Below are 22,350 nucleotides of genomic sequence, written 5' to 3'. Positions count from 1 at the left end.
AAATATGTACAGCAAAAATTAAGATAGTATGTTCTCGATGGCATTCAATTCATCCTGCGTAAATTCAAGACTTTGCAAACAATCAATGTTATTATTTAATTGTCTAACAGAACTAGCGCCAATTAAAACCGATGTAATTCGTTTGTCTTTTTGTAACCATGCCAATGCCATTTGAGCCAAAGATTGGTTACGGTTTTGAGCGATTTCATTCAGTTGTACTAATTTCTGAATTCTTTCTGTTGTAACCTCATTTTCTTTCAAATGTCCGTTTGGATTATGTGCTCTGGAATTTTCTGGAATTCCGTTTAAGTATTTATCTGTTAGAAGTCCTTGTGCCAAAGGCGAGAACGCAATACAACCCACTCCTTTTTCTTCCAGAACATCGAGTAAACCATTTTCTACCCAACGCTCTAACATCGAATATTTTGCCTGATGGATCAAACATGGCGTTCCTAATTGTTTTAAAACATCAACCGCAACACGAGTTTGTTCTGCTGAATAATTACTGATTCCAACATACAAGGCTTTTCCGCTTCTTACAGCGTAATCCAAAGCCTGCATTGTTTCTTCAATTGGAGTTTCGGGATCAGGACGATGCGAATAAAAAATATCGACATAATCAACTTTCATTCTTTTCAGACTTTGGTCTAAGCTTGATAATAAATATTTACGCGAACCCCAATCGCCATAAGGTCCGTCCCACATGGTATAACCTGCTTTTGTCGAAATGATGATTTCATCGCGCAAATTTCCCTGAAAATTATGCCAAAGGATTTTACCAAAATTAGTTTCGGCAGAACCCGGTACCGGTCCGTAATTATTAGCCAAATCAAAGTGGGTGATTCCTTTATCAAAAGCTTCTACAGCAATACTTTCTGCATTTTCAAAATTATCTACTGACCCAAAGTTGTGCCATAATCCTAAAGAAATTTCAGGTAGTAATAACCCGCTTTTTCCGCATCTGTTATATTTCATTATTTTAGATTAATTGGTTGGTGTTTTAATAGGTTTTAAAGGTAGAAAACTAACTTCAATAATTAAAAATCTAATTTGTCTTTAATTTTGTAAATTTGTTTAAATAATAAAATTATGGAAAATAACTGGCAAAATTTAATTTCGATAAATCCAGATATCAGATTTGGGAAACCTATCATAGCAGGAACCAGGATTTGTGTATCAGATATTCTTTCATGGTTATCTACAGGAATGTCCTCTGAAGAAATTATTGAAGATTTTCCTGAATTAAAGAAAGAAGATATCCTGGCTGCTTTGGCTTTTGCTGCTAATAGAGAGAATATTACAAAAATAATTGCAGCATAATGAAATTACTTTTGGATGCCAATATTTCATGGAGAATTATAAAACTTATTGAGAATGATTTTTCAAATTGTTTACATGCAAATAATATTCCTGTAAATCAACCAGCGAAAGACATTGAAATTTGGCAGTTTGCAAAACAAAATAATTTCACCATACTTACTCATGATGATGATTTTGAAAAGTTATTGCTTTTAAAAGGAGTACCTCCAAAAGTAATAGTTTTAAAAACTTTCAATAAAAGTACAAAGCAAATTTCTGAAATTCTCATTTCAAAAAAAGAAACTATTGAATCATTTATTTCAAATGAAGAATTAATGATTTTAGAAATTTATTAATAAAGCTTTTTTTTTTATAATCTAGGAAAGACACAGAGATGCAAAGTTTTTTTGCATAGGCCCCAGCTTCAGCTTGGGAGATAAATATTTGAATAGAAAGGGCTTTAGCCAAACTTTATTGGTTTGGTAAAGCCCTTTTCAATTGTGTTCCTATCTCCATCCAGCTAAAGCTGGACGCTATTCATTCTAATCTTAAAAATAAAACTTTGCGCCTTCGCGCCTTTGCGAGATTATTTCTTAGCTACTTCAATTCAAAGCCACTCTCCAATCCTTTATCAGAACTTCCTCCAACCATGATTTTAAAAGTTCCCGGCTCAACTAAATAATTCCCTTCATTATCATAAAAACCAAGTTCTTTCTCCGTTAAAGTAAAAGTTACGGTTTTAGTTTCTCCCTTTTTCAAATTCACCAATTCAAAACCTTTCAATTCTTTTATTGGGCGAACAATGCTTGCAAATTCATCATGAATATACAATTGCACTACTTCTTTTCCGTCATAATTTCCGGAGTTGGTAACCTCAACACTAACCTGAACATTTTCGCCTTTTGAGAAAGCAGATTTATTTATTTTCAGATTTTTATAATCGAAAGTTGTATAACTCAAACCAAAACCAAACGGAAATTGAGGCGTTTTCTCTACATCCATATAATGCGACCAAAACACATTTTTATCGCTGTCAATTGGTCTTCCTGTGCTGTATTTGTTGTAATAAATAGGAACCTGACCTACATTTCTTGGGAAAGACATTGGTAACTTTCCGCTTGGATTATAATCACCGTATAAAACCTGCGCTACGGCATTTCCGGTTTGCGTTCCTAATTGCCAGGCTTCTACAATTGCAGGGACATTCTCTGCAGCCCACGGAATACTCAACGGGCGTCCGTTATTTAAAACCAACACTATATTAGGATTTACTTGGTAAATTTCTTCTAACAATTCCTGTTGCAGTCCCGGTAAATTCAAGTCGGTTCTGCTTCTGCCCTCGCCGCTCTGGAAACCGTATTCGCCTAAAACCATTACGACAACATCAGCATTTTTCGCGGCTGTTTTCGCTGCTTCAAATCCGCTTTTATCTGTTGTGTTGAAAACTGTTTCTGTCAAGAAAGTAGCTTTTTGTGACAACAAATCAACTCCTTTTTCAAAAGTCAATTGATTGTCTTTGTATTGCTGCATTCCTTCAAGAACCGAAACGGCAGTATTATCATCAGCCGCAATTCTCCAGCTTCCAAGCGGACTATTTTTGTCGTTTGCCAAAGCGCCAATCAAAGCGATTTTTTGCCCTGATTTTTTTAGCGGAAGTAAATTCTTATTGTTCTTAAGCAACACAATCGACTTCTTCGCCATATCCAGAACGCCGTCATTATTGGCTTTACTGCCAACAACCGCTTTTTCGCGCTTTTCATCACAATATTTGTACGGATCATCAAATAAACCCAATTCAAGTTTCACACGAAGGATTCTGCGAACGGCATCATCAACCAAGGCTTCTTTTACTTTTCCTTCTTTTACAAGTGCAACCAATTTCGCTACATACAAATACGATTCCATATCCATGTCTGAACCTGCAATTACCGCTTTTGCTGTTGCATCGGCTTCGTCTTTGGCATATCCGTGCGCAATCATTTCGCGAATCGAAGCGTAATCCGAAATCACAAAACCATCAAACTTCCATTTTCCTTTTAGGATATCTCTTTGTAAAAAAACATTTCCAGTTGCCGGAACGCCATTCAAAGTATTAAACGAATTCATAAACGTACGAACTCCTGCCTGAACCGTCGCTTCAAAAGGCGGCAAAACTGAATTGTATAATTTAGAATTACTAATGTCAACGATATTATATTCCAAACCAGCCTCTACATAACCATATGCTGCAAAGTGTTTGGCGCAAGCTGCAATCGTATTTACTTTAGCCAGATCGGCAATACTTTCTCCCTGAAAACCATGAACTCTCGCAATGGCAATTTTACTTCCCAAATAAGGATCTTCGCCCGCGCCTTCCATCACACGTCCCCAACGTGCATCATTTGCAACGTCTACATTTGGTCCAAAAGTCCAGTTAATTCCAGATGCAGAAGCTTCATCAGCCGCAATCGCCGCCGATTTCTTAATCGCTTCCAAATCCCAACTCGCAGCTTCTGCCAACGGAATCGGACTTAACGTTTTATAACCGTGAATTACATCAAAACCTATAATCAACGGGATTCCCAAGCGGGTTTCTTCTAACGCAATTTTCTGTACGGCTTTAACTTCTTTTACACCGCGAACGGTTAACATTGATCCTACCCATCCTTTTCGCAAATGTTCGTATTTCAGTTCCGCAGTTCCGCCTTTTGGCGCCGGTCCCGTTACATCCCAAAATCCGTTATATTGGTTCATTTGCCCCACTTTTTCCTCCAGAGTCATCAAAGGCAAAAGCAGATCAATTCGTTGTTCAATCGTTTTATTTTTATCCAGATATGGTTTTTTCTGTGCATTCATATTTCCAACAGTAAACAGGGCAAAAACCCCGATAGTTATTATTTTATTTTTCATAGTGGTTTTTTAAAGGTGCTAAGGTTCTAAGTTACTAAGATGCTAAGTTTATTGATTTGGGTGTGTTCGCCGCGGCGAGTTCAACGCAATCTTGTCATCCTGAGGCACGAAGGATCACACAAGAAACTCCGCACAGAAATTCGCCAATCTTTGTCGAGTCACTAGTGTGATCCTTCGTACCTCAGGATGACAAAAAATGCGATAAAACAAAAAACAGCGCCAATCCGTTTAAACCAGTAAAATCCGTGGGCAAAAAATCTAAAATCTACATTCTAAAATCTAAAATTCCTTTACTCAGTAATAAAACAAGAAGCCGGTAAATTCGCTTTATTAAACAAATCAGATTGTATCGTATTTCCCCAGGCAAATCTCACTTTCGCAGGAACAGCAACTTTTTTACTGATCAAAATCACCTGATTATTTTTTATCGAAGCTTCTGCAGGATAAAATATTCCATCGGCTCCAGCCAATTCAAATTGATTTGAGGTTTTGTTTTTAAAATACAATCCATCGGCATAATCAAAAGAAATTATGGCTTTGTTTTTTTCGACTTTAAAATCTTTAAAAAGTGGTCCGTTTACCAAATTATTATTCGTTTTGTACATTTCGGCAAGAGCCAAATTTGCCAAACGAATTCCGACATCTTTTTTATTCTTTGGATGAATATCAATCGTGTCCGAAATATCACTTGTTAAAACCATTCCGGTTTTGGGAACTTCTTTCAGTATTTTTCTTTGTGAATTTCTAACCGTAACATTGGAGAAATTATTACTGCCTGTTTTATATGGCGCAATCTGAACGAAAAAAAAAGGAAATTCGTCTTGCCAGGATTTTCTCCATGACGTAATTAAAGCCGACAATGTTTTATCATAAACCAATGACCCAACATTTGATTCGCCCTGATACCAAAGTGTTCCGGCAATTTTAAAACCTGTAAAAGGATAAATCATAGCATTGTAAGCACGCCCGGGTTGGCGCGGTCCGTATTCTTGTTCGTTTAGTTTTTTGGCATTTTCTAATAAAACAGCATCATTTTGAACAACTTCTTCCGGCATCCAGATTTCGGCTGGAGTTCCTCCCCAATTGGAAGATATCAAACCTATTGGTACATTTTTTAAATCTTCGCGTAAGCGTTTGGCAAAAAAGTAACCAATGGCGCTAAAGTTTTTCATATTTTCCGGAGTCGATTCAACCCAGTTTCCAAGTAAATTATTTTGAGGCGTTGTAGCCGTTAATTTCGGAACCGTAAAAAATCGGATATTCGGATTTGTGGCATTTTTAGCTTCTTCATCGCCATTATCAATTCCCCAGCTTGCCGACATTTCCATGTTGGATTGTCCGGCGCAAACCCAAACTTCGCCAATCAGAATATTTTTAAGAATCACTTCATTATATCCTTTTATCGAAATCGTGTAAGGTCCTCCGGCTTCAGGCGTTTTTATATGTAATTCCCATTGTGCCTGATTATTCGCTACAACTTTATATTCCTGATTGTTCCAGCCCGAAACCAATTTAATTTCTTCCTTAGGATTCGCCCAACCCCAAATTTTCACTTCGGAGTTACGCTGTAAAACCATATTATCACCAAAAATATTCGGAAGTGTAACGTTTGCCATCATAGTACTGGAAATCATCAGAATGAAAACAAACTTAAATATATTATTTTTCATTTAGTAACTTTTTTAAAAACGGAGCATATTCCTCGGCCAAAACCTTATGATCAGCTATATCAGGATGTCCTGAACAGCCTTTTGGCGTCATTGGTTTAAATTTGAAAATCAGGATTGGTTTATGCGCTTTATCTTCCGCGAAAGCGTTCTTTACCTTATTCAGGCATTCTTCAAAAACAACTGCTCTCTCACCGCCAACCATCGGACTATTTGTAATCACGATTTGCGCTTTTGGATTATGTTCGTATAACATTTTAATGAAGTTGATGTAATTCGAAACGTATTTTTCAGGATTAAAAGGCAAACGCTCTTTTTTACCATCTCCGCCAGAAAAATCATTGGTTCCTAATGCAATACTGATAATATCGGGCTGAAAAGCAAAATCATATTTAGGTTTGGAATTGTCTTTCGTTAAATATAAATTCTGATAAACGTCAGGCATAATTCCTTCTTCTTTATTCTCATCATTCCAGTTTCTATACATCCCGATTCCGGAAACGGAACTCATTAAATAATCAGCGCCAATTGCTCTGGAAAGCACTGGCCCGTACGCATAATATCCGTTATGATGATCAAAATACTCGCCTTTATCACAAGGAATATCTGATGGATCGCTCGCCGCGCCACAAGTAATTGAATCTCCTATAAACTCAATTTTCTTTTTCTTTTTGGCTGAAATCGAAGTCAGTTTTGCGGTTGTTCCTGCAAATAGAATTCCACCGCTGTGCGCTTCTGTAGTTTTATAAATTTCTAAAGTATGTTCTTTTCTATTTGAAGTAATTTTTACGGGGAAAGATTGCGCTACTCCTTTTTCGATTCTCAATTTCCCAATATATTTCCCATCCAAAACCAACGAAACATAATTATGATGTTCCCATGCATCAACACTTTGCAGAGAAATAGAACATTCATTACCTGAAAAATTAAAAGAAACCGAAGAAGCCGTTCCTATTAAAACAACTTTATTATCGGGAAGTTTTTCGACACGACCCTGATACAGAAAAGTAGTTGTTTTGTTTTGTGAAGTCGAAACAATCGAAATCAGTAAAAACGAAATTATAAATGCTATTTTTTTGAGAAACATAATTTATTTGTTAAAATATAAATACGATTCACAAATATATCTGAAATACGATATACAAAAAGATACTAAAACATCAAAAAGCAATAAAAAAACACCAAAATAAAAAGATGTATCTTCCGTTCTTATTACTCATCAACTGCCTCTTTGTATAACATTGTTTTTGATATTCGAAAGCAACACTATATATTCGTAAATAAAATCTTATAATTATATTTTTAAAATGAAATCATCCTTATATATCGCATTTGCAGCTACGATTCTGTTTTCTTCTTTTACTTTAAAAAAAGAAAATAAGCTCATTAACGATCAAACTGAAAAAACACAAACCACAATAGATCGCGATTCTATTATTAGTTACGCCAAACAATATTTAGGAATACATTATTTATACGCAGGAAATGATCCCAAAAAAGGATTTGATTGTTCGGGCTTTGTCAATTATGTTTTCAAACATTTTGATGTTAGCGTACCCAGAAGTTCCAGTGGATATAAAAATCTGGGAGTTTCAAAAAAGCCTGAAGATTTTAAAGTGGGAGATGTTTTAGTTTTTTACGGCTACAAAAACAGAACCGTTGTTGGGCATGTCGGGATTATCTGCGAAGCCAATGGCATGAGTTCGAAATTTATACACGCCTCATCCGGAAAAGCGGGAAGCGTAACCATTAGCGATTTAGATTCTGATCATTACAGTAAACGTTATTATAGGTGTGTTGATGTGATTTCTAAATAGATTTTTTCACGCAGATTTAAAAAGATTTGAGCAAATGCACGCAGATTTATGATTCTATCTTCAAAAAAATCCAATTAAATCTGCTTTAATCTGCTAAATCTGCGTGAAAATTACTGTAGTTAGCAACAAACCATTTCTATTCTTCGGTAAGTAATTTGATCAGACTTTCATCTCTTTTATAAACATCTTTATAAAAGTTCAAATTGCCGTCACGATCTACCCAGGCGGTAAAATAACCAATATAAACCGGAATTTTCTTTTTTAGCGTATACCAGCTTTCTTTACCGGCATGCATCGCTTTATCGATTCTTTCCGGAGTCATGCTTGGATCTTGTTTTAAAAGTTCGATGGCCAATTCTCTTGGTTTGCCTACACGAACGCATCCGTGACTAAAAGCCCTGTTTTCTCTTTCGAACAAACTTTTTGCCGGCGTATCATGTAAATAAATATTATTTGAATTCGGGAATAAAAACTTCACCAAACCAAGCGAATTGTTTTTTCCGGGTAACTGACGAACTGCGCCATTATTCCATTCCAGATTTTTTTGAGCCAGATAATTCTTGTTCTTTGCCATTCCGGGTTTTATCTCGCTTTTGATGATGCTTGGAGGCACATTCCAATACGGACTAAAAACAATATTATTCATCAGTCCGCTAAAAACTACGGTTTTGGTCATTGCTCTTCCTACTACAACCGGCGATACAAATGCAATTTCATGATTGCGAATCAAGTACAATCTAAACTCCGGAATGTTAACTTCGATGTATTCTTTCCCTTTTTCGAGTTCGGGATCAATCCATCTGCAACGTTCCATATTAGCAATAATAGTTTTAATTCTGTCTGAAACAGGAACGTTTAACTCGGCAATATGTTCCGGTAAAATGGTGTTTTTTGGAGTTAATCCGTGATGGAATTCGTAGCTTCTTATTCCTTTTATCAATGTCGAATCGCAAATATTGCTTTTGCTATTTTCTTTAATATCACCGGTTATAAAAAGCCTTTCTCTGATTTGTCCAATTGTTGCAACGGAATCTCCGAGTTTTAGACTTTTAAAATCTTCTGCCGTTTCGATAGTTTTCCATCCCCCTTTTTTCTCAATCTCTCTATATTGATGAAGCGCGTCACGAAGCTTATAATATTGGCTGAACATTTTGCTCTTTTTGTCATCGCTAATCGTAGCTTTTTTATAAATAGAATCTGAAAAAACCTGATAATTTACTTTTTTTCGAGGTAAAAGCCATTCTAATGATCTTGTTGTTTTTTCGTCTACGCCGGAAACTTTCTGTACATAATAAAAGTACAAATTGGTAATCATCAAATCGGTATCAGTTTGTGATAATTTGTTTTCGGCTGTATGCTCAAAAATAGGATTGATCTTTTCATTATAAGGAAAATTAGCTTTCAAGCCTTCCTGATCTAATCCTTTATATTTATTGAATAATGTATTTCCGTATTCTACAACACCTTTATTATCCAGCCATAACTGGGTAGATTTGTTTTTTTTGTATAAAGCCAAAACCTCGCTCTGAAATTTAATCAATTTAGGATACGCCTGATAAAATGTCGAGATGACAGAACTGTCAATTGTTAATTTAAGTTCAGGAACCACTTTTTCTGAATTCTTTGATTCTTCCGTTTTCTTTTCTGCTTTTTTATTACAGGAAACAGCACTAATTAGAAGTACTACAGCAACAAGCGGATACAAAATTTTCATAATATTTTTTTTAATAAAAATAGAAAAGTTTTGGCGAAATCAAAGCATTTCTAAAAAAATTAATATGGCTTTTAAAATCCTTTTATTACTCCATAAAAAAACAAAAAAAAACTCCGAATACATTACATATCCGGAGCTTCTGCTTTATAACCAACCTTTATTTTTAGATTACTGTTCCTTTTAAAGTAAGTACTTTTGGAGTAGTCTCCGCACTTGTTGTTACAGTAACTGTTTTTATAAAACCACCTTTGTTGGCTGCATTATACGTTGCGGTTACTTTAGCTGATTTACCAGGTAAAATAGGCTCTTTTGTATAATCTGTTGCAGTACAACCACAAGATCCCTGAACGTTTGTAATTACAACGGCAGTTTTTCCTGTATTTTTAAATTCGTAAACAATTGCTTTTGGCGTTCCTTGCGGAATTTGACCTACATCAATAGTTTCTGCTTTCCAAACAATTGTAGAAGCTGTTACTCCTTCAACTTTTGTTTCAGAACTCATAGATTGTATTGGTGCAATTGCCGAAAAAGACATTAAGCTTAACGCTAAAGCTAACATCGAAATTTTAATCATTTTCATAGTTATATAATTTAATGGTTTATAGTTCTAATTTTGTTTTACAAAGATATTTCAGACAAAACCAAATCGCTGTTAACCGCTTTCAAATCTTTGTTAATGACTTGTTAATCGCTGTTTTTAAACCTAAATTTGATTAATATTACACTCTCAAAATACCGTTTTCTTGAAAATAAATAAACTCAATAGTATTATCCTTCTGGGACTTGTCGCCATTATTAGCATATTGGTAGCGCAATTACTTTGGACGAAGGAGGCTTTTACTTTAGAACAAAAAAAACTAAGCCAGAAAGCCAACATCGCTTTGCTGGAAGTTGCCCGAAAATTATATGAAGGAAAAGATCATGAATCCTCTTGTCTGAATCCTGTTCAAAAAATTTCGAACGATTATTATATTGTCAATATCCAGAACGATTTTGAACCGGATATCTTAGAGTTTTATTTGAGATCAGAGTTTAAAAAAATGAACATTACAACTGATTTTGAATACGCAGTGTACAACTGCCAAAGTGATGAAATGGTTTACGGAAAGTACATTTCGTTTGCTGAAAAAGAAAAAGCGAAGAGAACAGTTTCTTTTCCAAAGCATAAAAATTTAGTGTATTATTTTGCCATTCGTTTTCCTAACGAAACGACTTATTTATTCAGTTCGATGCGATTTTGGTTTATACTTTCGATCGCTTTAATCTTGATTTTATTGATTTATGTTTATTCGATTTTTACGCTTTTGCAGCAAAAGAAATATTCTGAACTGCAACGGGATTTTATCAATAATATGACACATGAATTCAAAACGCCTTTGTCTTCTATATTAATTGCTTCAAAATATTTAAGCGAACAAAATCCTATTAAGGATGATAAAAAATTGCATACGTACACCAATATAATTATCAATCAAAGTCATAAACTGAACAATCATATTGAGAAGATTCTGAATGTTGCCAAATCAGATTATGCTCCTTTAGAATTAAAGAAAGAAACGGTTTTAATTGTTCCGATTATCGAAGAAACGATCGAAAATATTCAGTTAAAATATCCTGAAGCTGCAATTAAAATCGAGACACAGTCGAATGAATATCAAATAGAAACGGATGTTTTTCATTTCTCTAATTTAATTTATAATTTACTGGATAATGCTATAAAATATTGCAACGAAAAACCGGAAATCAAGATTGGAATCTCAACAGAAAATTCAGTTATAAAAATAGCTTTTAGTGATAACGGAATCGGAATTTCTCCTAAAAATATGTCTTTTGTTTTTGATAAATTTTACCGCGCACAAAACGAAAAAAGCAATGAAGTAAATGGTTTTGGACTTGGTTTGTATTATGTAAAAGAAATTTGCAACTTGCACAACTGGAAAATAAAAGTACAAAATAACCCAACAAACGGCATTACGATAACTTTGTCAATTCCTTATAAAAAATGAAACAATTCAAAATACTTTATACCGAAGACGATGAAACATTAGCTTTTTTGACCAAAGACAATTTGGAACAAAACAATTATGAAGTAATTCATTGTTGCGACGGGCAATTGGGATTAGAAACCTTTAAAAAAGAAAATTTTGACATTTGTATCTTTGATATCATGATGCCAAAAATGGATGGTTTTGAATTGGCGACAGAGATCAGAAAATTAAATACTGATATTCCGATTATCTTTCTTTCTGCAAAAACATTAAAAGAAGACCGCATTAAAGGTTTGCGTCTGGGCGCGGATGATTATTTGGTAAAGCCTTTTAGCATTGAAGAATTACTCCTGAAAATTGAAATTTTCCTGAAGCGTTCTCAGAAAAACATCCCGATAGAAAAATCGGTTTACGAAATTGGAAAGTATCAATTTGATACCAACAATTTTATTTTATTTAATGAAAATGAAAAAATCAGCCTCACGCAACGTGAAGCCGAGTTATTGAAATTATTTCTGGACAATAAAAATTCGGTTTTAAAAAGAGAACAAATTCTGACTTCGCTTTGGGGAACAGATGATTATTTTATGGGAAGAAGTCTGGATGTTTTTATTTCGCGACTGCGTAAAATTTTAGTGAATGAAGAAGGTATTGCTATAGAGAATCTTCACGGAATTGGGTTTAGGTTTACGGTGTAAGCGCTCGTTTCTTTCCATATAACAACCCCAAAGATTCTTCTTTCTTCGCACTGTTTGTCCTTCCGACGGAGGAGGAATCTCCACGATAATTTTCGCCAACAGTAATTTTTCATTTCAGCTAATGGATAGCAAAACTGCATCGAGTTTCTTGCGGAGATTCCTCGTTCCTCGGAAGGACAAACAGTGGCAACTTTGTACACAATAAAACTGTATCGAGTTACTTGTGGAGATTCCTCGTTCCTCGGAAGGACAAACAGTGTGGCAACTTTGTACAAAATAAAACTGTATCGAGTTACTTGTGGAGATTCCGCACGAGTAATTAAAGTTTAATATTCTAAAAACTTCAATTCAGGATTTATTATTTTTATAAGAGCTAATTTTTTCTCTCTTCTCCAACCTTTTATTTCTTTTTCTCTTGCAATAGCTTCTTGAATCCAGGTAAATTTTTCATAGTAGAGTAAAAATTCAACATGATATTTTGAAGCAAAGGTTTTGTTTTGCACTAAAATATTATTCTTATGTTGACTTAATCTCGTTCTTAAATCATTTGTAACACCTGTGTAGAAAACAGATTTCGCTTTATTTGTAATAATATAAATGTAATATGTATGAAACCCAACCTCTAAATGCATAAAATTCAATAATAACAATTCTGCTAAAAATATAGAAAAAACTGTAAAATTATTTTTAAAAAACTTTCGTATTTTTAATATCTAATTTTCCTCGATATGAAATTACATCATTTACGCAACGCCACTTTAGTTATTGAAACTGAAACCGATGTTATATTGGTTGATCCCATGTTAGGAAAGAGAAAAACGATTCCGCCTTTTACGATTTTTCGTTATAAACCCCATAGAAACCCACTTGTTGCTTTACCCAAAAATACCAGAGATATTTTAAGCAGGGTTACTATTTGCCTGATTACACATTTACATACCGATCACATAGACAAAGCCGGGGAAGTTTTTCTAAGACGAAAAAGTATTCCGGTAATTTGCAGTGCAAAAGATGAAAATGCTTTGAGTGCAAGAGGCTTAAACATTCTTCAAACTTTAAATTATTGGGAACCGCAGGAATTTTTGGGAGGTAAAATTATTGGTATTCCGGCTATTCACGGTTACGGATTTATTGCAAAACTAATGGGAAACGTAATGGGTTTTTATATCGAATTACCTAACCAAAAATCAATCTATATAAGTTCAGATACTGTTTTTACCGAACATGTACAAAAAGTTCTGGTTGAATTTAAGCCAGAAATTGCTGTCGTAGCCTGCGGAACAGCGAGATTAGATATAGGGCAGCCTTTATTAATGAGAATGAATGATATCCTGAAATTTGTTGCCTTAGCGCCTAAATATATTTTGGCAAATCATTTAGAAGCTTTAAACCATTGCCCGACAAAAAGATCGGAATTGAGATTAGCCTTAGAGGAAAATAATTTATTAGATAAAGTTTCGATTCCGGAAGATGGCGAAATTGTTTTGTATTAAAGTTATAAAACCAGTAAACCAAATTCGCGTAAAGTATTAATAGGTTTTGAATACCAGAATAATTCGAAATCTTCTAAACTCGTTTCAAAATCGGCTTTTACTTCCTGAAAAGTATAATTTTTAGCATTTGAAATCGTGATTTTGGTTAAAATTTCGACCAGCCATTCCCCTTCTTCTTTATTGGTCTGAATGTTGAAACTTTCTTTTTTATCATGAAAAGTAAAAGTCATCATTTCCCAGGATCTTCCTTTTTTAGATTTTGTAAAATGTTCTGTAAAAGGCTTTCCTCCTAACCAAACTACTTTTGCATTTGGTTTTGTATTAAAATCGTTTCCTTCTTCAAGCGCATTAAAAATAAAATCGGGATCTATTTTTGTTTTCGGAATTTTAAAATCAAACCAATCCTGAAGTTCGTAGTCAAAACAAATTCCGTGCATGAAATTAAAGAGGGATTTCTTTAATCCGAAACTAAATTTATCATGATTGATTCCTGTAGAATCTGTATAGTCGATATCGTTATTGGCAAAAGTTCCAATGGCTTCGGTCTTTTTTGTTACTCCAAATTTCTCGGGATATAATCCAACCGGACTATGAGCCGTCATGGCAAACTGATGCCAAAATCCGGATTGTAGAATTCCCGCTTCGAATAACTGACGTACCATTTCGAGACTATCTACCGTTTCCTGAATGGTTTGTGTTGGATATCCGTACATTAAATACGCGTGAACCATGATTCCGGCTTCGGTAAAATTGCGGGTCACTTTTGCGACTTGTTCTACCGTTACGCCTTTGTCTATTAATTTTAATAATCGGTCTGAAGCCACTTCTAAACCTCCGGAAACAGCTATACAACCGGAAGCTTTTAGTAATAAACATAAATCTTTAGAAAAGCTTTTTTCAAATCGAATGTTTGTCCACCACGTAACAGCCAGTTTTCGACGTAAAATTTCCAATGCCAAAGCACGCATTAAAGCAGGCGGTGCAGCTTCATCGACAAAATGAAATCCGTTTTGCCCTGTTTGCAGCATCATATCTTCCATTCGATCGCACAATAAATTGGCTGCAACAGGTTCGTATACTTTGATATAATCTAACGAAATATCACAAAATGTGCATTTTCCCCAATAACAACCGTGTGCCATGGTAAGTTTATTCCAACGTCCGTCGCTCCACATTCTGTGCATCGGATTGACGATTTCGATAACCGAAATGTATTTATCCAAAGACAAATCAGAATAATCAGGTGTTCCTACATAAGCTTGTTTGTAATCGTGTTTTAGAGAATTGTTTTTGTACACTACTTTTCCACCTTCTAATAAAAAAGTTCTTTTATAAGAATTGGAATTTGGATTTTCGAGATTGAAAATTAATTCTTCTATTGGAACTTCACCATCATCTAAAGTGATAAAATCGAAAAACTCGAAAACACGAGCATCCGAGAGTGAACGTAATTCGGTATTAGGAAAACCGCCTCCCATAGAAATTTTGATTTCGGGATGATTTTGTTTGATCCATTGCGCACATCTGAAAGCGCTGTATAAATTCCCCGGAAAGGGAACAGAAATCAGAAAAAATGTAGGCTGAATAGTTTCGATTTTAGCTTTCAAAATTGAAATTAAAATCGCGTCGATATAAGTGGGTTCTTGTTGTAAAGCCTCGTATAATTCATCAAACGAATTAGCGCTTCGGCCTAAACGTTCAGCATATCGGCTAAAGCCAAAATTTTCATCGACACATTCAACAATATAATCAGATATATCTTCAAGATACAAAGTTGCCAAATGTTTCGCTTTATCTTGAGTTCCCATGGTTCCAAAAGCCCAGTCGAGTTCTTCTAATTGTGCAAAACGAGAAGCCTCCGGCAGAAAATCTTCCTGACAAATTTGCAAAGCCAATGTTGGATTTTTCCCCTGTAAAAACTGAATTACCGCATCAATAGTTTTGATGTATTCGTCCTGTAAAGCAAAAATACGTTTAGAGTTATCAGAAACATCATCCCTCGACTCCGCTCGGGAGGACACACTTTCAAACCTGAAACTTGAAACCTGAAACAAATCAATCAAACCTTTTTTCGAAAACAATTCTAAAATCACATCAATACCCAAATCAGCCTGAACCGATTCGATATTTTTTGTGTTTAGAAATCCTTTTATATACGCTGTCGCCGGATACGGAGTATTCAGTTGGGTAAAAGGCGGCGTAACGACAAAAAGTTTGGTTTTCAAGGGAACATTATTTTTTGCAAAAATACGGGATATTTAGAGACTTTTCAGGAAAAGATTCAACTTGTGATTTTAGTTTTATTTTGTAGATAATTAATTACATTTGTCGCTATCCAAATTTTACAAATGAAGCAAACTTTACTTTTATTTTTTTTACTACTTACAACTCATTTATTTTCTCAAAATAAAAATCAATCTATTGGTTTTAAAGAAAATAAAGGTCAAATAATCGACCAGAAAGGAAAACCAAATACTGCTGTAAAATATCTTTTAAACTCAAATGGGCTGAATGTTCAATTAAAGAAAAATGGATTTTCGTACGATGTTTATGAAGTAAATAAAATTCCCGTTGTTCGTTCTCAAACAGCAAAAACACTTCCTTATCAGATTCCGGAAAAAGACAAAGAAGAAAAACCCGAATATAATTTAGAATACACTTTTCATAGAATTGATATTGATTTTGTAAACTCAAATTCTAAAGTTGAATTGATTACGGAACAAAAATCAGCAGATTTTGATAACTATTATAATATTCCAAATAAACCGGAAGGAATTACCGGCGTTCATCAATTCAAACAAATTACCTACAAAAATATTTACCCTAATATTGATGTCATTTTTACGATTCCGAATGATCCTAAAAAAGTTGTCGAATATAATTTTGTTATTCATCCAAAAGGAAAAATTTCTGATATTCAACTAAAATTTACTGGTGCTGAAACTGATTTGGTTGATAATAAAATTCAAATGAATGTTCGTTTTGGAAAAATGGAAGAAACACTTCCCGCGAGTTGGATTGAAGAAGGAAATCGTAAAAAAGAAATTGCCGTTGGATATAGAAAAATAAAGAAGGATGTTTATGGGTTTAGTAGTTTAGAAGCTGTTTCTGGAAAAACGATTGTAATTGATCCTGTGCCAACGAGACTTTGGGGGACTTTTTATGGAGATCACACTGGTTCAGGCCAAGTACTTAGTCCTTCAAGTATCAGTACAGACTCTTTTGGAAATGCATATGTAGCCGGAAGTACAAATGCTCAAAATTCATCATATGCCACAACAGGGGCACATCAAACAACACCATCATCAGTCTATTTAAATGGTATCATTGAAAAATTTGCCCCTAATGGAAATCGTTTATGGGGAACTTACTATGGTGGACAAAATTATTCTGGCATAACTGATGTAAAAATAGATTTTCAGGATAACATAATTGTAACAGGGACAACTCAAGATCAAACTAACATAAGTACTGCAGGATCATATAAACCCAATTTAGGAGGTTATCAAGATGCTTTTTTGATAAAATTTAATAGTTCAGGTATTAGATTGTGGGGAACTTATTTTGGGGGCGAATATGAAGATTCGGGATTTGCTTTAGATGTCGATAACAACAACAACATTTATATTATTGGCCTTACTAATAGTACAACTGGTATTGCTATAAATAGTAAATTTCAAACACATATAAATGTAGACCCGGCTTTCTCTAATACAATTGACGGATTTCTAGCAAAATTTGGATCTTCAGGAAATTTAATTTGGAGTTCTTATGTAGGAGGTGAAAATCGTGATATATTTAATGATATAGTAGTAAAAAATAATTACTTGATTATAGGAGGTTATACATACAGTTTTAACAATATTTCTACACCGGGTGTTTTTCAAGAATTACACAACCCAATTACTCATTCAGATGGAGTTTTGTACAAATTTTCTCTGAACGGCGAAAGAATATGGTCAACATATTACGGAGGAGAACAAATTGACGAAATAAATGCGGTGGAAGTTGATGACGAAGATAATATTTATATTGGAGGAGAAACAGCAAGCAATAATAATATAACAACTGCGGGAAGTTTTGAAAGCAACAGTACTTTTTCATACAAAGGTTTTTTCGCAAAATTAAATTCCAATGGTCAAAGAATTTGGGGAAGTTACTTAGGTCAAAATCATATTTACTCAATAGTTTTCAGAAACAATTCAATATATTTTGGCGCCACAAACTCTGGATTTTCTAACCCAAAATTAACAAACGCTTGTTCATACAGATCAAACAAACATTTTGAAAGATACATTGCTAAATTTTCTAAAGAAGCAGATTTTATATGGGGAACCGACATTGGAGGAGATGCTATGCAGAGTCCAACAAAAATAGCACTAGACAGAAGTAACAACATATTTGCCAGCGGAATTTCACGTGAAAATAACGGTATTGCGGATGCGAGTTCCTATCAATCGAACATTCTCGGGTTTCATAATTATTTTTTAATGAAATTTGAGGAATCAGTTATACTTGGTATTCCAAAAGCAGAAAGCAACTCCCCCGTTTGCATTGGTAAAACTTTAGAGCTTAAAGCATCTGGAGGAACAAATTATTCATGGACAGGACCAAATGGTTTTACATCTACAGATCAAAACCCAACTATTACAAATGCTACAACTCTTAATAGTGGAGAATATAGTTGCGCAATTACAGGAACGGGCGGCTGTGATGACACAAAAAAAATCACTGTCTTTATTGGGGATGTTGAAAAACCAGTTCCTGATATTGTAAATCTTCCTACAATAACAGGAGATTGTAATACAATAATAACAACAATTCCAACAGCAACGGATGTCTGCGCAGGAGCTATAACAGGCACAACCACAAACCCGTTATCATACAATTTACCGGGAACTTATACCATTGTTTGGAGTTATAACGACGGAAACGGAAACATTTCGACCCAAAGTCAAACGGTAAATATTACAAGCCAACCTCTTCCTACAGCCAATTCCCCACAAACATTTTGCTTCAACCAAAATGCAACTTTAGATGATATTGGTGTAAGTGGTCAAAATAAAAAATGGTATGATGCTGCAACAGCCGGAGTCATTTTAGCAAATATTACAACAGTCCAAAATGAGGTAACTTACTATGTTTCGCAAACTACAAATGGCTGCGAAAGTGCAAGAATAGCTGTAACAACAAAAATTCAGAATACTTTAGCACCAACAGGAGATGCAAATCAGCCCTTTTGTACCGGACAAAATCCAACAATTGCTAATCTGCAAATTAATGGAGATTTAATAAAATGGTACGATTCAGTCAACAATGGAGTTTTATTACAACAAACAACAAATCTTGTTGACGGAAAAACCTATTATGCATCGCAAACTATCAACGGTTGCGAAAGTCCCAGATTCGGAATTACAGTTTCAATTGTAAATACGCCTTCTGCTCCAACTGGAAATGCAAATCAGCAATTTTGCAAAAGCGAAAATGCAACATTAAATGACATTCAAATAACAGGACAAAACACAAAATGGTACGACACTAATTTCTCAGCTGCTGTTTTACCCAATACTACTGTACTAGAAAACAATAAAACGTATTATGTTTCACAAACCATTGGATGCGAAAGTGAAAGAACTCCAATTCTAGTTCAGGTTTATGATACTCCTTTACCAATTGGAAACAATAATCAACAATTTTGTATCGATGAAATTGCAACTTTAGAAAATATAGTGTTAACCGGAAATGCAATTAAATGGTATGACGCCACAACAAATGGCAACATTTTATTAGAAACCACTTTATTACAAAATGGTATTTATTACGCTACGCAAACAATAAACAATTGCGAAAGTAAAAGATTAGCGATAACAGTAAAAATTCAGGATACACAAAATCCAATTGCTGATTCTCCGCAGACATTCTGTGTACAACAAAATGCTTCAATAAAAAGTATCAACATTACAGGGCAAAATATAAAATGGTATCAAAGTACATCTTCAAATAATACTTTGTCTGAAATAAAAGTTCTTGAAAATGGAATCACTTATTATGCTTCACAAACTATAAATAACTGCGAAAGCGACAAAATTCCAATTACAATAAATATTTTGGAAGCAACTCAAGGTGATTGTATCAATTTTGTGGACGAACTTCCTTTTCCTAAATTCTTTACACCAAATAATGATGGCTATAATGATACCTGGACAATAGACTTCGCTTATTTGAAACCGAATACAACAATCAAAATATTTGATCGCTACGGAAAATTCATCAAGGAACTTAATCCTAATACTTCCTGGGACGGAACTTACCTGGGTACAAATGAATCCGCGTCAGATTATTGGTTTACTGCAACAAGATTAAACGGAAAAGAATATAGAGGACATTTTAGTTTGAAGAGATAAAAAAAATAACCGCAAAGTAAATTTGCGGTTATTTTTTATTTAGAACTGTACCTTTTATTTTATTTGCAATAAAAGCCAATTGGATATTTCTTCTAAAGCTATAGGAGAAAATGTCTGCTCAATCGTATCATATTCCATAGGAGAACCTGTTTTACATTCCTGAAACAAATGATTTAAACCAGGAAGCTCTTTGATGGTTACATTTTTATTCCCTGCCTTGCTTAAGGCTTTTTTAATCGCTTCTAAGTTAACAGTTGCAGGAACTTGCAAATCTTTGCTGCCATTAAGAGCTAAAACAGGGCATTTTACTTTTGCTAAAGCGACTGCCGGATCGATTCTTAAAAAATTATACCACCAAACATTTGTAATTTGTTCTGTAAATGATTTTGCAGTTTTATCATCAAATTTTGAATGAGCATAGCTACTTAAATCATTTTTTAGCTTTTCATCATTTGCAGCAGAAGCCAAGACAATTTCGTAGGAACCTTTAAAAATCTCCTGACCTTTTTGAATGTCATTTTCAGGAACTCCAAATTGTCTTTCAAGTATTTCTTTTTGTAGTAACAATAACTTATCCCCACGAAGACCCGGCCCGGCCAACAAAATAATAAAGTCAATGTCTTTTGAATTTCCTGCAATCATTGGAGCGATTACTCCTCCTTCACTATGACCAATTAATCCAATTTTATTTTTATTAATTTCTTTTCTGGTTTTTAAATAATCAACTCCAGCCTGAACATCTCTTGCAAAATCAATCGTTGTTGCTTTTGTAAAATCACCAGTAGATTCGCCTGCTCCACGATCATCAAAACGTAAAACGGCTATTCCTTTTTTAGTCAAATAATCAGACAAAACTAAAAATGGTTTATGTCTTAGTATTTCTTCGTCTCTATTTTGTTTGCCGCTTCCGCTAATTAAAATTACAGCTGGAAAATTCCCTTCTTTTTTAGGTAAGGACAAAGTTCCTGCTAAAGTTACATGATCTGTTTTATTTTCAAATTTCACTTCCTCCGTATAATAAGGAAAAGGTTTTTGCGGTTCTTGTGGTCTTGCATATACTTGTTTTTGAATTACTTCTTTCGATAAATTCATCTCGAAAGATTGCCCGCCTTGCGTAAAAGTACCTACAATAATATTGTCTTTATTTAAAGTTCCAACATAAGAAATTTGAGCACTTGGAATTTCTAATTTTAAAATTGAATTTTCAAAAGTTGTTTTTTCTAATGGAATTCCAGTCACTTTCTGGTCTGGACTATCCATTGTTGCATTATAACCATTTTCGGTTTTATTTATATTAAATGAAACTCTTAATTGAGTGCCCTGTACTTTTAAAACACCATTCCATTTTCCTGAAATTTCTTGTCCTCTCATTATAAAAGAGCCTAAAATTGTAATTAAAATAAGTATAATTTTCGTCATTTGTTTTGATTGATTATGTAATTAAACTAGTTTGATTGATGATCTCTTTTTTGTATTTGTTTGAACTTTATAAAAGAATAAACTATCGGAATTAATGCTGAAATCAGAATGATAAAAACAAATACATTACGAAATGAATTGTTGAGAACTAATCCTCCAAGTAATAGAATAAAACCTCCAATAAGCCAAATCTTACCTGCAAATGCATGGGTAGCTTTCCATACTTCACCATTTTCCAGTGTCCATGGTGTACGAATTCCTATAAAATAATTAGGCTGAATTACTTTAAAATAATTCCCAAAAATCATTAATAGCACTCCTAATAAGGCAAAAACTAAATTAGGATTATTTACAGATCGTTCTTTTGTAGTATAAAGAATTAATAATGCTACCAAAGACATGAATAGTACCAAAAAAAACTTGAGCTGATAGAATTTTCCTCCCATCAAAGAAATTCTCTTTTTAGGATCTATTTTTGGAATAAAAGTCATCAAAACATACATTAAAACCGGCAAAAGAAACAATATCAGAATAAGCGAAAACTTGTCGCCCCAATTATCAATTTCTCCTTTATAATTCCAATGTATTGGAACTCTCTGAGGAAGACTGTCCCAAATAATAGCTAAATACACAAAAGGTGTCAAAACAATTCCAATTATTGGAAGCTCTTTTTTCAGTTCTAAATTCATTTTTATCTTTTAAAGGTTAGTATCCATTGCAAAACATCTTCCATTATGGTGGTATTGATGGAGTAAATGATGAATTGCCCGTTTTTTTCAGAGGTAATTAAATCTGCACGTTTCAAAATATCCAAATGATGCGAAATACTGGGTTTTGAAATATTAAACGCATCAGCAATTTCTCCGGCAGACAAATCTTTCTCTTTCAAAAGTTCCAGAATTTCTCTTCGGGTTGCATCGTTTAATGCTTTAAAAATATCATTCATCATTTATATATTTAGA

18 protein-coding genes are annotated in these 22,350 nt (G+C 34.1%); 7 read left to right on the top strand and 11 right to left on the bottom strand.

The window, feature by feature from the left end:
- Window positions 1-18: 18 nt before the first annotated feature.
- Window positions 19-975: an aldo/keto reductase gene (locus ACIDC4_RS16410; protein WP_412044073.1), complete on the bottom strand. Its 957-nt coding sequence runs from the start codon at window positions 973-975 to the stop codon at window positions 19-21.
- Window positions 976-1,089: 114 nt separating this feature from the next.
- On the opposite strand from ACIDC4_RS16410, the gene ACIDC4_RS16405 reads away from it, so the two are divergent.
- Together ACIDC4_RS16405 and ACIDC4_RS16400 are read left to right on the top strand one after the other, a co-directional pair.
- Window positions 1,090-1,320 carry a DUF433 domain-containing protein gene (locus tag ACIDC4_RS16405; protein WP_412044074.1) on the top strand — a complete coding sequence of 77 codons (231 nt, stop codon included), beginning with the start codon at window positions 1,090-1,092 and terminating at the stop codon, window positions 1,318-1,320.
- The gene (locus ACIDC4_RS16400; protein WP_412044075.1) at window positions 1,320-1,655 is read left to right on the top strand and encodes a DUF5615 family PIN-like protein; all 336 of its coding nucleotides are present in this window, start codon (window positions 1,320-1,322) and stop codon (window positions 1,653-1,655) included. The genes ACIDC4_RS16405 and ACIDC4_RS16400 overlap by 1 nt, the downstream gene beginning before the upstream one ends.
- 241 nt (window positions 1,656-1,896) lie before the next feature.
- On the opposite strand, the gene bglX is transcribed toward ACIDC4_RS16400, so the two are convergent.
- The 3 genes from bglX to ACIDC4_RS16385 all read right to left on the bottom strand — a co-directional run bounded on the left by bglX (window position 1,897) and on the right by ACIDC4_RS16385 (window position 6,942).
- On the bottom strand, window positions 1,897-4,188 hold the full coding sequence (bglX, locus tag ACIDC4_RS16395; RefSeq protein WP_412044076.1) for a beta-glucosidase BglX: 2,292 nt from the start codon (window positions 4,186-4,188) through the stop codon (window positions 1,897-1,899).
- A gap of 290 nt (window positions 4,189-4,478) precedes the next feature.
- Complete coding sequence (locus tag ACIDC4_RS16390; RefSeq protein WP_412044077.1) at window positions 4,479-5,858, bottom strand: sialate O-acetylesterase; 1,380 nt, start codon at window positions 5,856-5,858, stop codon at window positions 4,479-4,481.
- Window positions 5,848-6,942: an SGNH/GDSL hydrolase family protein gene (locus ACIDC4_RS16385; RefSeq protein ID WP_412044078.1), complete on the bottom strand. Its 1,095-nt coding sequence runs from the start codon at window positions 6,940-6,942 to the stop codon at window positions 5,848-5,850. The genes ACIDC4_RS16390 and ACIDC4_RS16385 overlap by 11 nt, the downstream gene beginning before the upstream one ends.
- Window positions 6,943-7,162: 220 nt before the next feature.
- On the opposite strand from ACIDC4_RS16385, the gene ACIDC4_RS16380 reads away from it, so the two are divergent.
- Window positions 7,163-7,672, top strand: coding sequence for a C40 family peptidase (locus ACIDC4_RS16380; RefSeq protein ID WP_412044079.1), 510 nt, complete (start codon window positions 7,163-7,165; stop codon window positions 7,670-7,672).
- Between the two features lie 136 nt (window positions 7,673-7,808).
- On the opposite strand, the gene ACIDC4_RS16375 is transcribed toward ACIDC4_RS16380, so the two are convergent.
- Window positions 7,809-9,386: a L,D-transpeptidase family protein gene (locus ACIDC4_RS16375; protein WP_412044080.1), complete on the bottom strand. Its 1,578-nt coding sequence runs from the start codon at window positions 9,384-9,386 to the stop codon at window positions 7,809-7,811.
- Between the two features lie 163 nt (window positions 9,387-9,549).
- Complete coding sequence (locus ACIDC4_RS16370; protein WP_412044081.1) at window positions 9,550-9,966, bottom strand: DUF1573 domain-containing protein; 417 nt, start codon at window positions 9,964-9,966, stop codon at window positions 9,550-9,552.
- 163 nt (window positions 9,967-10,129) lie between these two features.
- Between ACIDC4_RS16370 and ACIDC4_RS16365 the strand changes: the two genes are divergently transcribed.
- Both ACIDC4_RS16365 and ACIDC4_RS16360 read left to right on the top strand, forming a co-directional pair.
- Window positions 10,130-11,392 (top strand): sensor histidine kinase, encoded by a 1,263-nt coding sequence (locus tag ACIDC4_RS16365; protein ID WP_412044082.1) that lies wholly within the window; start codon window positions 10,130-10,132, stop codon window positions 11,390-11,392.
- A complete protein-coding gene (locus tag ACIDC4_RS16360; protein WP_230040688.1) occupies window positions 11,389-12,072 on the top strand; it encodes a response regulator transcription factor in 684 nt (227 codons plus the stop codon). The genes ACIDC4_RS16365 and ACIDC4_RS16360 overlap by 4 nt, the downstream gene beginning before the upstream one ends.
- A 326-nt stretch (window positions 12,073-12,398) precedes the next feature.
- On the opposite strand, the gene ACIDC4_RS16355 is transcribed toward ACIDC4_RS16360, so the two are convergent.
- The gene (locus tag ACIDC4_RS16355) at window positions 12,399-12,704 is read right to left on the bottom strand and encodes a GIY-YIG nuclease family protein (RefSeq protein WP_412044083.1); all 306 of its coding nucleotides are present in this window, start codon (window positions 12,702-12,704) and stop codon (window positions 12,399-12,401) included.
- A gap of 96 nt (window positions 12,705-12,800) precedes the next feature.
- Between ACIDC4_RS16355 and ACIDC4_RS16350 the strand changes: the two genes are divergently transcribed.
- Window positions 12,801-13,565 carry an MBL fold metallo-hydrolase gene (locus ACIDC4_RS16350; RefSeq protein ID WP_412044084.1) on the top strand — a complete coding sequence of 255 codons (765 nt, stop codon included), beginning with the start codon at window positions 12,801-12,803 and terminating at the stop codon, window positions 13,563-13,565.
- A gap of 2 nt (window positions 13,566-13,567) precedes the next feature.
- Here ACIDC4_RS16350 and ACIDC4_RS16345 read toward each other — a convergent pair whose 3' ends face one another.
- Window positions 13,568-15,790: a B12-binding domain-containing radical SAM protein gene (locus tag ACIDC4_RS16345; protein ID WP_412044085.1), complete on the bottom strand. Its 2,223-nt coding sequence runs from the start codon at window positions 15,788-15,790 to the stop codon at window positions 13,568-13,570.
- Window positions 15,791-15,913: 123 nt separating this feature from the next.
- On the opposite strand from ACIDC4_RS16345, the gene ACIDC4_RS16340 reads away from it, so the two are divergent.
- A complete protein-coding gene (locus ACIDC4_RS16340) occupies window positions 15,914-19,969 on the top strand; it encodes a DUF7948 domain-containing protein (RefSeq protein ID WP_412044086.1) in 4,056 nt (1,351 codons plus the stop codon).
- Between the two features lie 54 nt (window positions 19,970-20,023).
- On the opposite strand, the gene ACIDC4_RS16335 is transcribed toward ACIDC4_RS16340, so the two are convergent.
- From ACIDC4_RS16335 to ACIDC4_RS16325, 3 genes are read right to left on the bottom strand one after another with little or no spacing between them, the layout of a single operon-like run.
- Window positions 20,024-21,388, bottom strand: a complete 1,365-nt coding sequence (locus tag ACIDC4_RS16335; RefSeq protein WP_412044087.1) for an alpha/beta hydrolase family protein — start codon at window positions 21,386-21,388, stop codon at window positions 20,024-20,026.
- 26 nt (window positions 21,389-21,414) lie between these two features.
- Entirely contained in the window at window positions 21,415-22,077 is a 663-nt protein-coding gene (locus ACIDC4_RS16330) for an SdpI family protein (RefSeq protein ID WP_412044088.1), read from the bottom strand.
- A gap of 2 nt (window positions 22,078-22,079) precedes the next feature.
- On the bottom strand, window positions 22,080-22,334 hold the full coding sequence (locus ACIDC4_RS16325; RefSeq protein WP_395356502.1) for an autorepressor SdpR family transcription factor: 255 nt from the start codon (window positions 22,332-22,334) through the stop codon (window positions 22,080-22,082).
- Window positions 22,335-22,350 lie beyond the last annotated feature (16 nt).

The organism is Flavobacterium sp. C3NV (genome assembly GCF_046825355.2).
In the GTDB taxonomy this organism is placed as follows: Bacteria; Bacteroidota; Bacteroidia; order Flavobacteriales; family Flavobacteriaceae; genus Flavobacterium.
This window is presented reverse-complemented; position numbering and strand designations above follow the sequence as displayed.

What these genes read in the sequence shown, in the direction of transcription:
- ACIDC4_RS16390 (WP_412044077.1), bottom strand. Translation starts at nt 5,858, where the DNA reads ATGAAAAATAATATATTTAAGTTTGTTTTCATTCTGATGATTTCCAGT.
- ACIDC4_RS16375 (WP_412044080.1), bottom strand. Translation starts at nt 9,386, where the DNA reads ATGAAAATTTTGTATCCGCTTGTTGCTGTAGTACTTCTAATTAGTGCT.
- ACIDC4_RS16340 (WP_412044086.1), top strand. Translation starts at nt 15,914, where the DNA reads ATGAAGCAAACTTTACTTTTATTTTTTTTACTACTTACAACTCATTTA.
- ACIDC4_RS16330 (WP_412044088.1), bottom strand. Translation starts at nt 22,077, where the DNA reads ATGAATTTAGAACTGAAAAAAGAGCTTCCAATAATTGGAATTGTTTTG.
- ACIDC4_RS16385 (WP_412044078.1), bottom strand. Translation starts at nt 6,942, where the DNA reads ATGTTTCTCAAAAAAATAGCATTTATAATTTCGTTTTTACTGATTTCG.
- bglX (WP_412044076.1), bottom strand. Translation starts at nt 4,188, where the DNA reads ATGAAAAATAAAATAATAACTATCGGGGTTTTTGCCCTGTTTACTGTT.
- ACIDC4_RS16380 (WP_412044079.1), top strand. Translation starts at nt 7,163, where the DNA reads ATGAAATCATCCTTATATATCGCATTTGCAGCTACGATTCTGTTTTCT.
- ACIDC4_RS16355 (WP_412044083.1), bottom strand. Translation starts at nt 12,704, where the DNA reads ATGCATTTAGAGGTTGGGTTTCATACATATTACATTTATATTATTACA.
- ACIDC4_RS16405 (WP_412044074.1), top strand. Translation starts at nt 1,090, where the DNA reads ATGGAAAATAACTGGCAAAATTTAATTTCGATAAATCCAGATATCAGA.
- ACIDC4_RS16370 (WP_412044081.1), bottom strand. Translation starts at nt 9,966, where the DNA reads ATGAAAATGATTAAAATTTCGATGTTAGCTTTAGCGTTAAGCTTAATG.
- ACIDC4_RS16325 (WP_395356502.1), bottom strand. Translation starts at nt 22,334, where the DNA reads ATGAATGATATTTTTAAAGCATTAAACGATGCAACCCGAAGAGAAATT.
- ACIDC4_RS16335 (WP_412044087.1), bottom strand. Translation starts at nt 21,388, where the DNA reads ATGACGAAAATTATACTTATTTTAATTACAATTTTAGGCTCTTTTATA.
- ACIDC4_RS16410 (WP_412044073.1), bottom strand. Translation starts at nt 975, where the DNA reads ATGAAATATAACAGATGCGGAAAAAGCGGGTTATTACTACCTGAAATT.
- ACIDC4_RS16350 (WP_412044084.1), top strand. Translation starts at nt 12,801, where the DNA reads ATGAAATTACATCATTTACGCAACGCCACTTTAGTTATTGAAACTGAA.
- ACIDC4_RS16360 (WP_230040688.1), top strand. Translation starts at nt 11,389, where the DNA reads ATGAAACAATTCAAAATACTTTATACCGAAGACGATGAAACATTAGCT.
- ACIDC4_RS16400 (WP_412044075.1), top strand. Translation starts at nt 1,320, where the DNA reads ATGAAATTACTTTTGGATGCCAATATTTCATGGAGAATTATAAAACTT.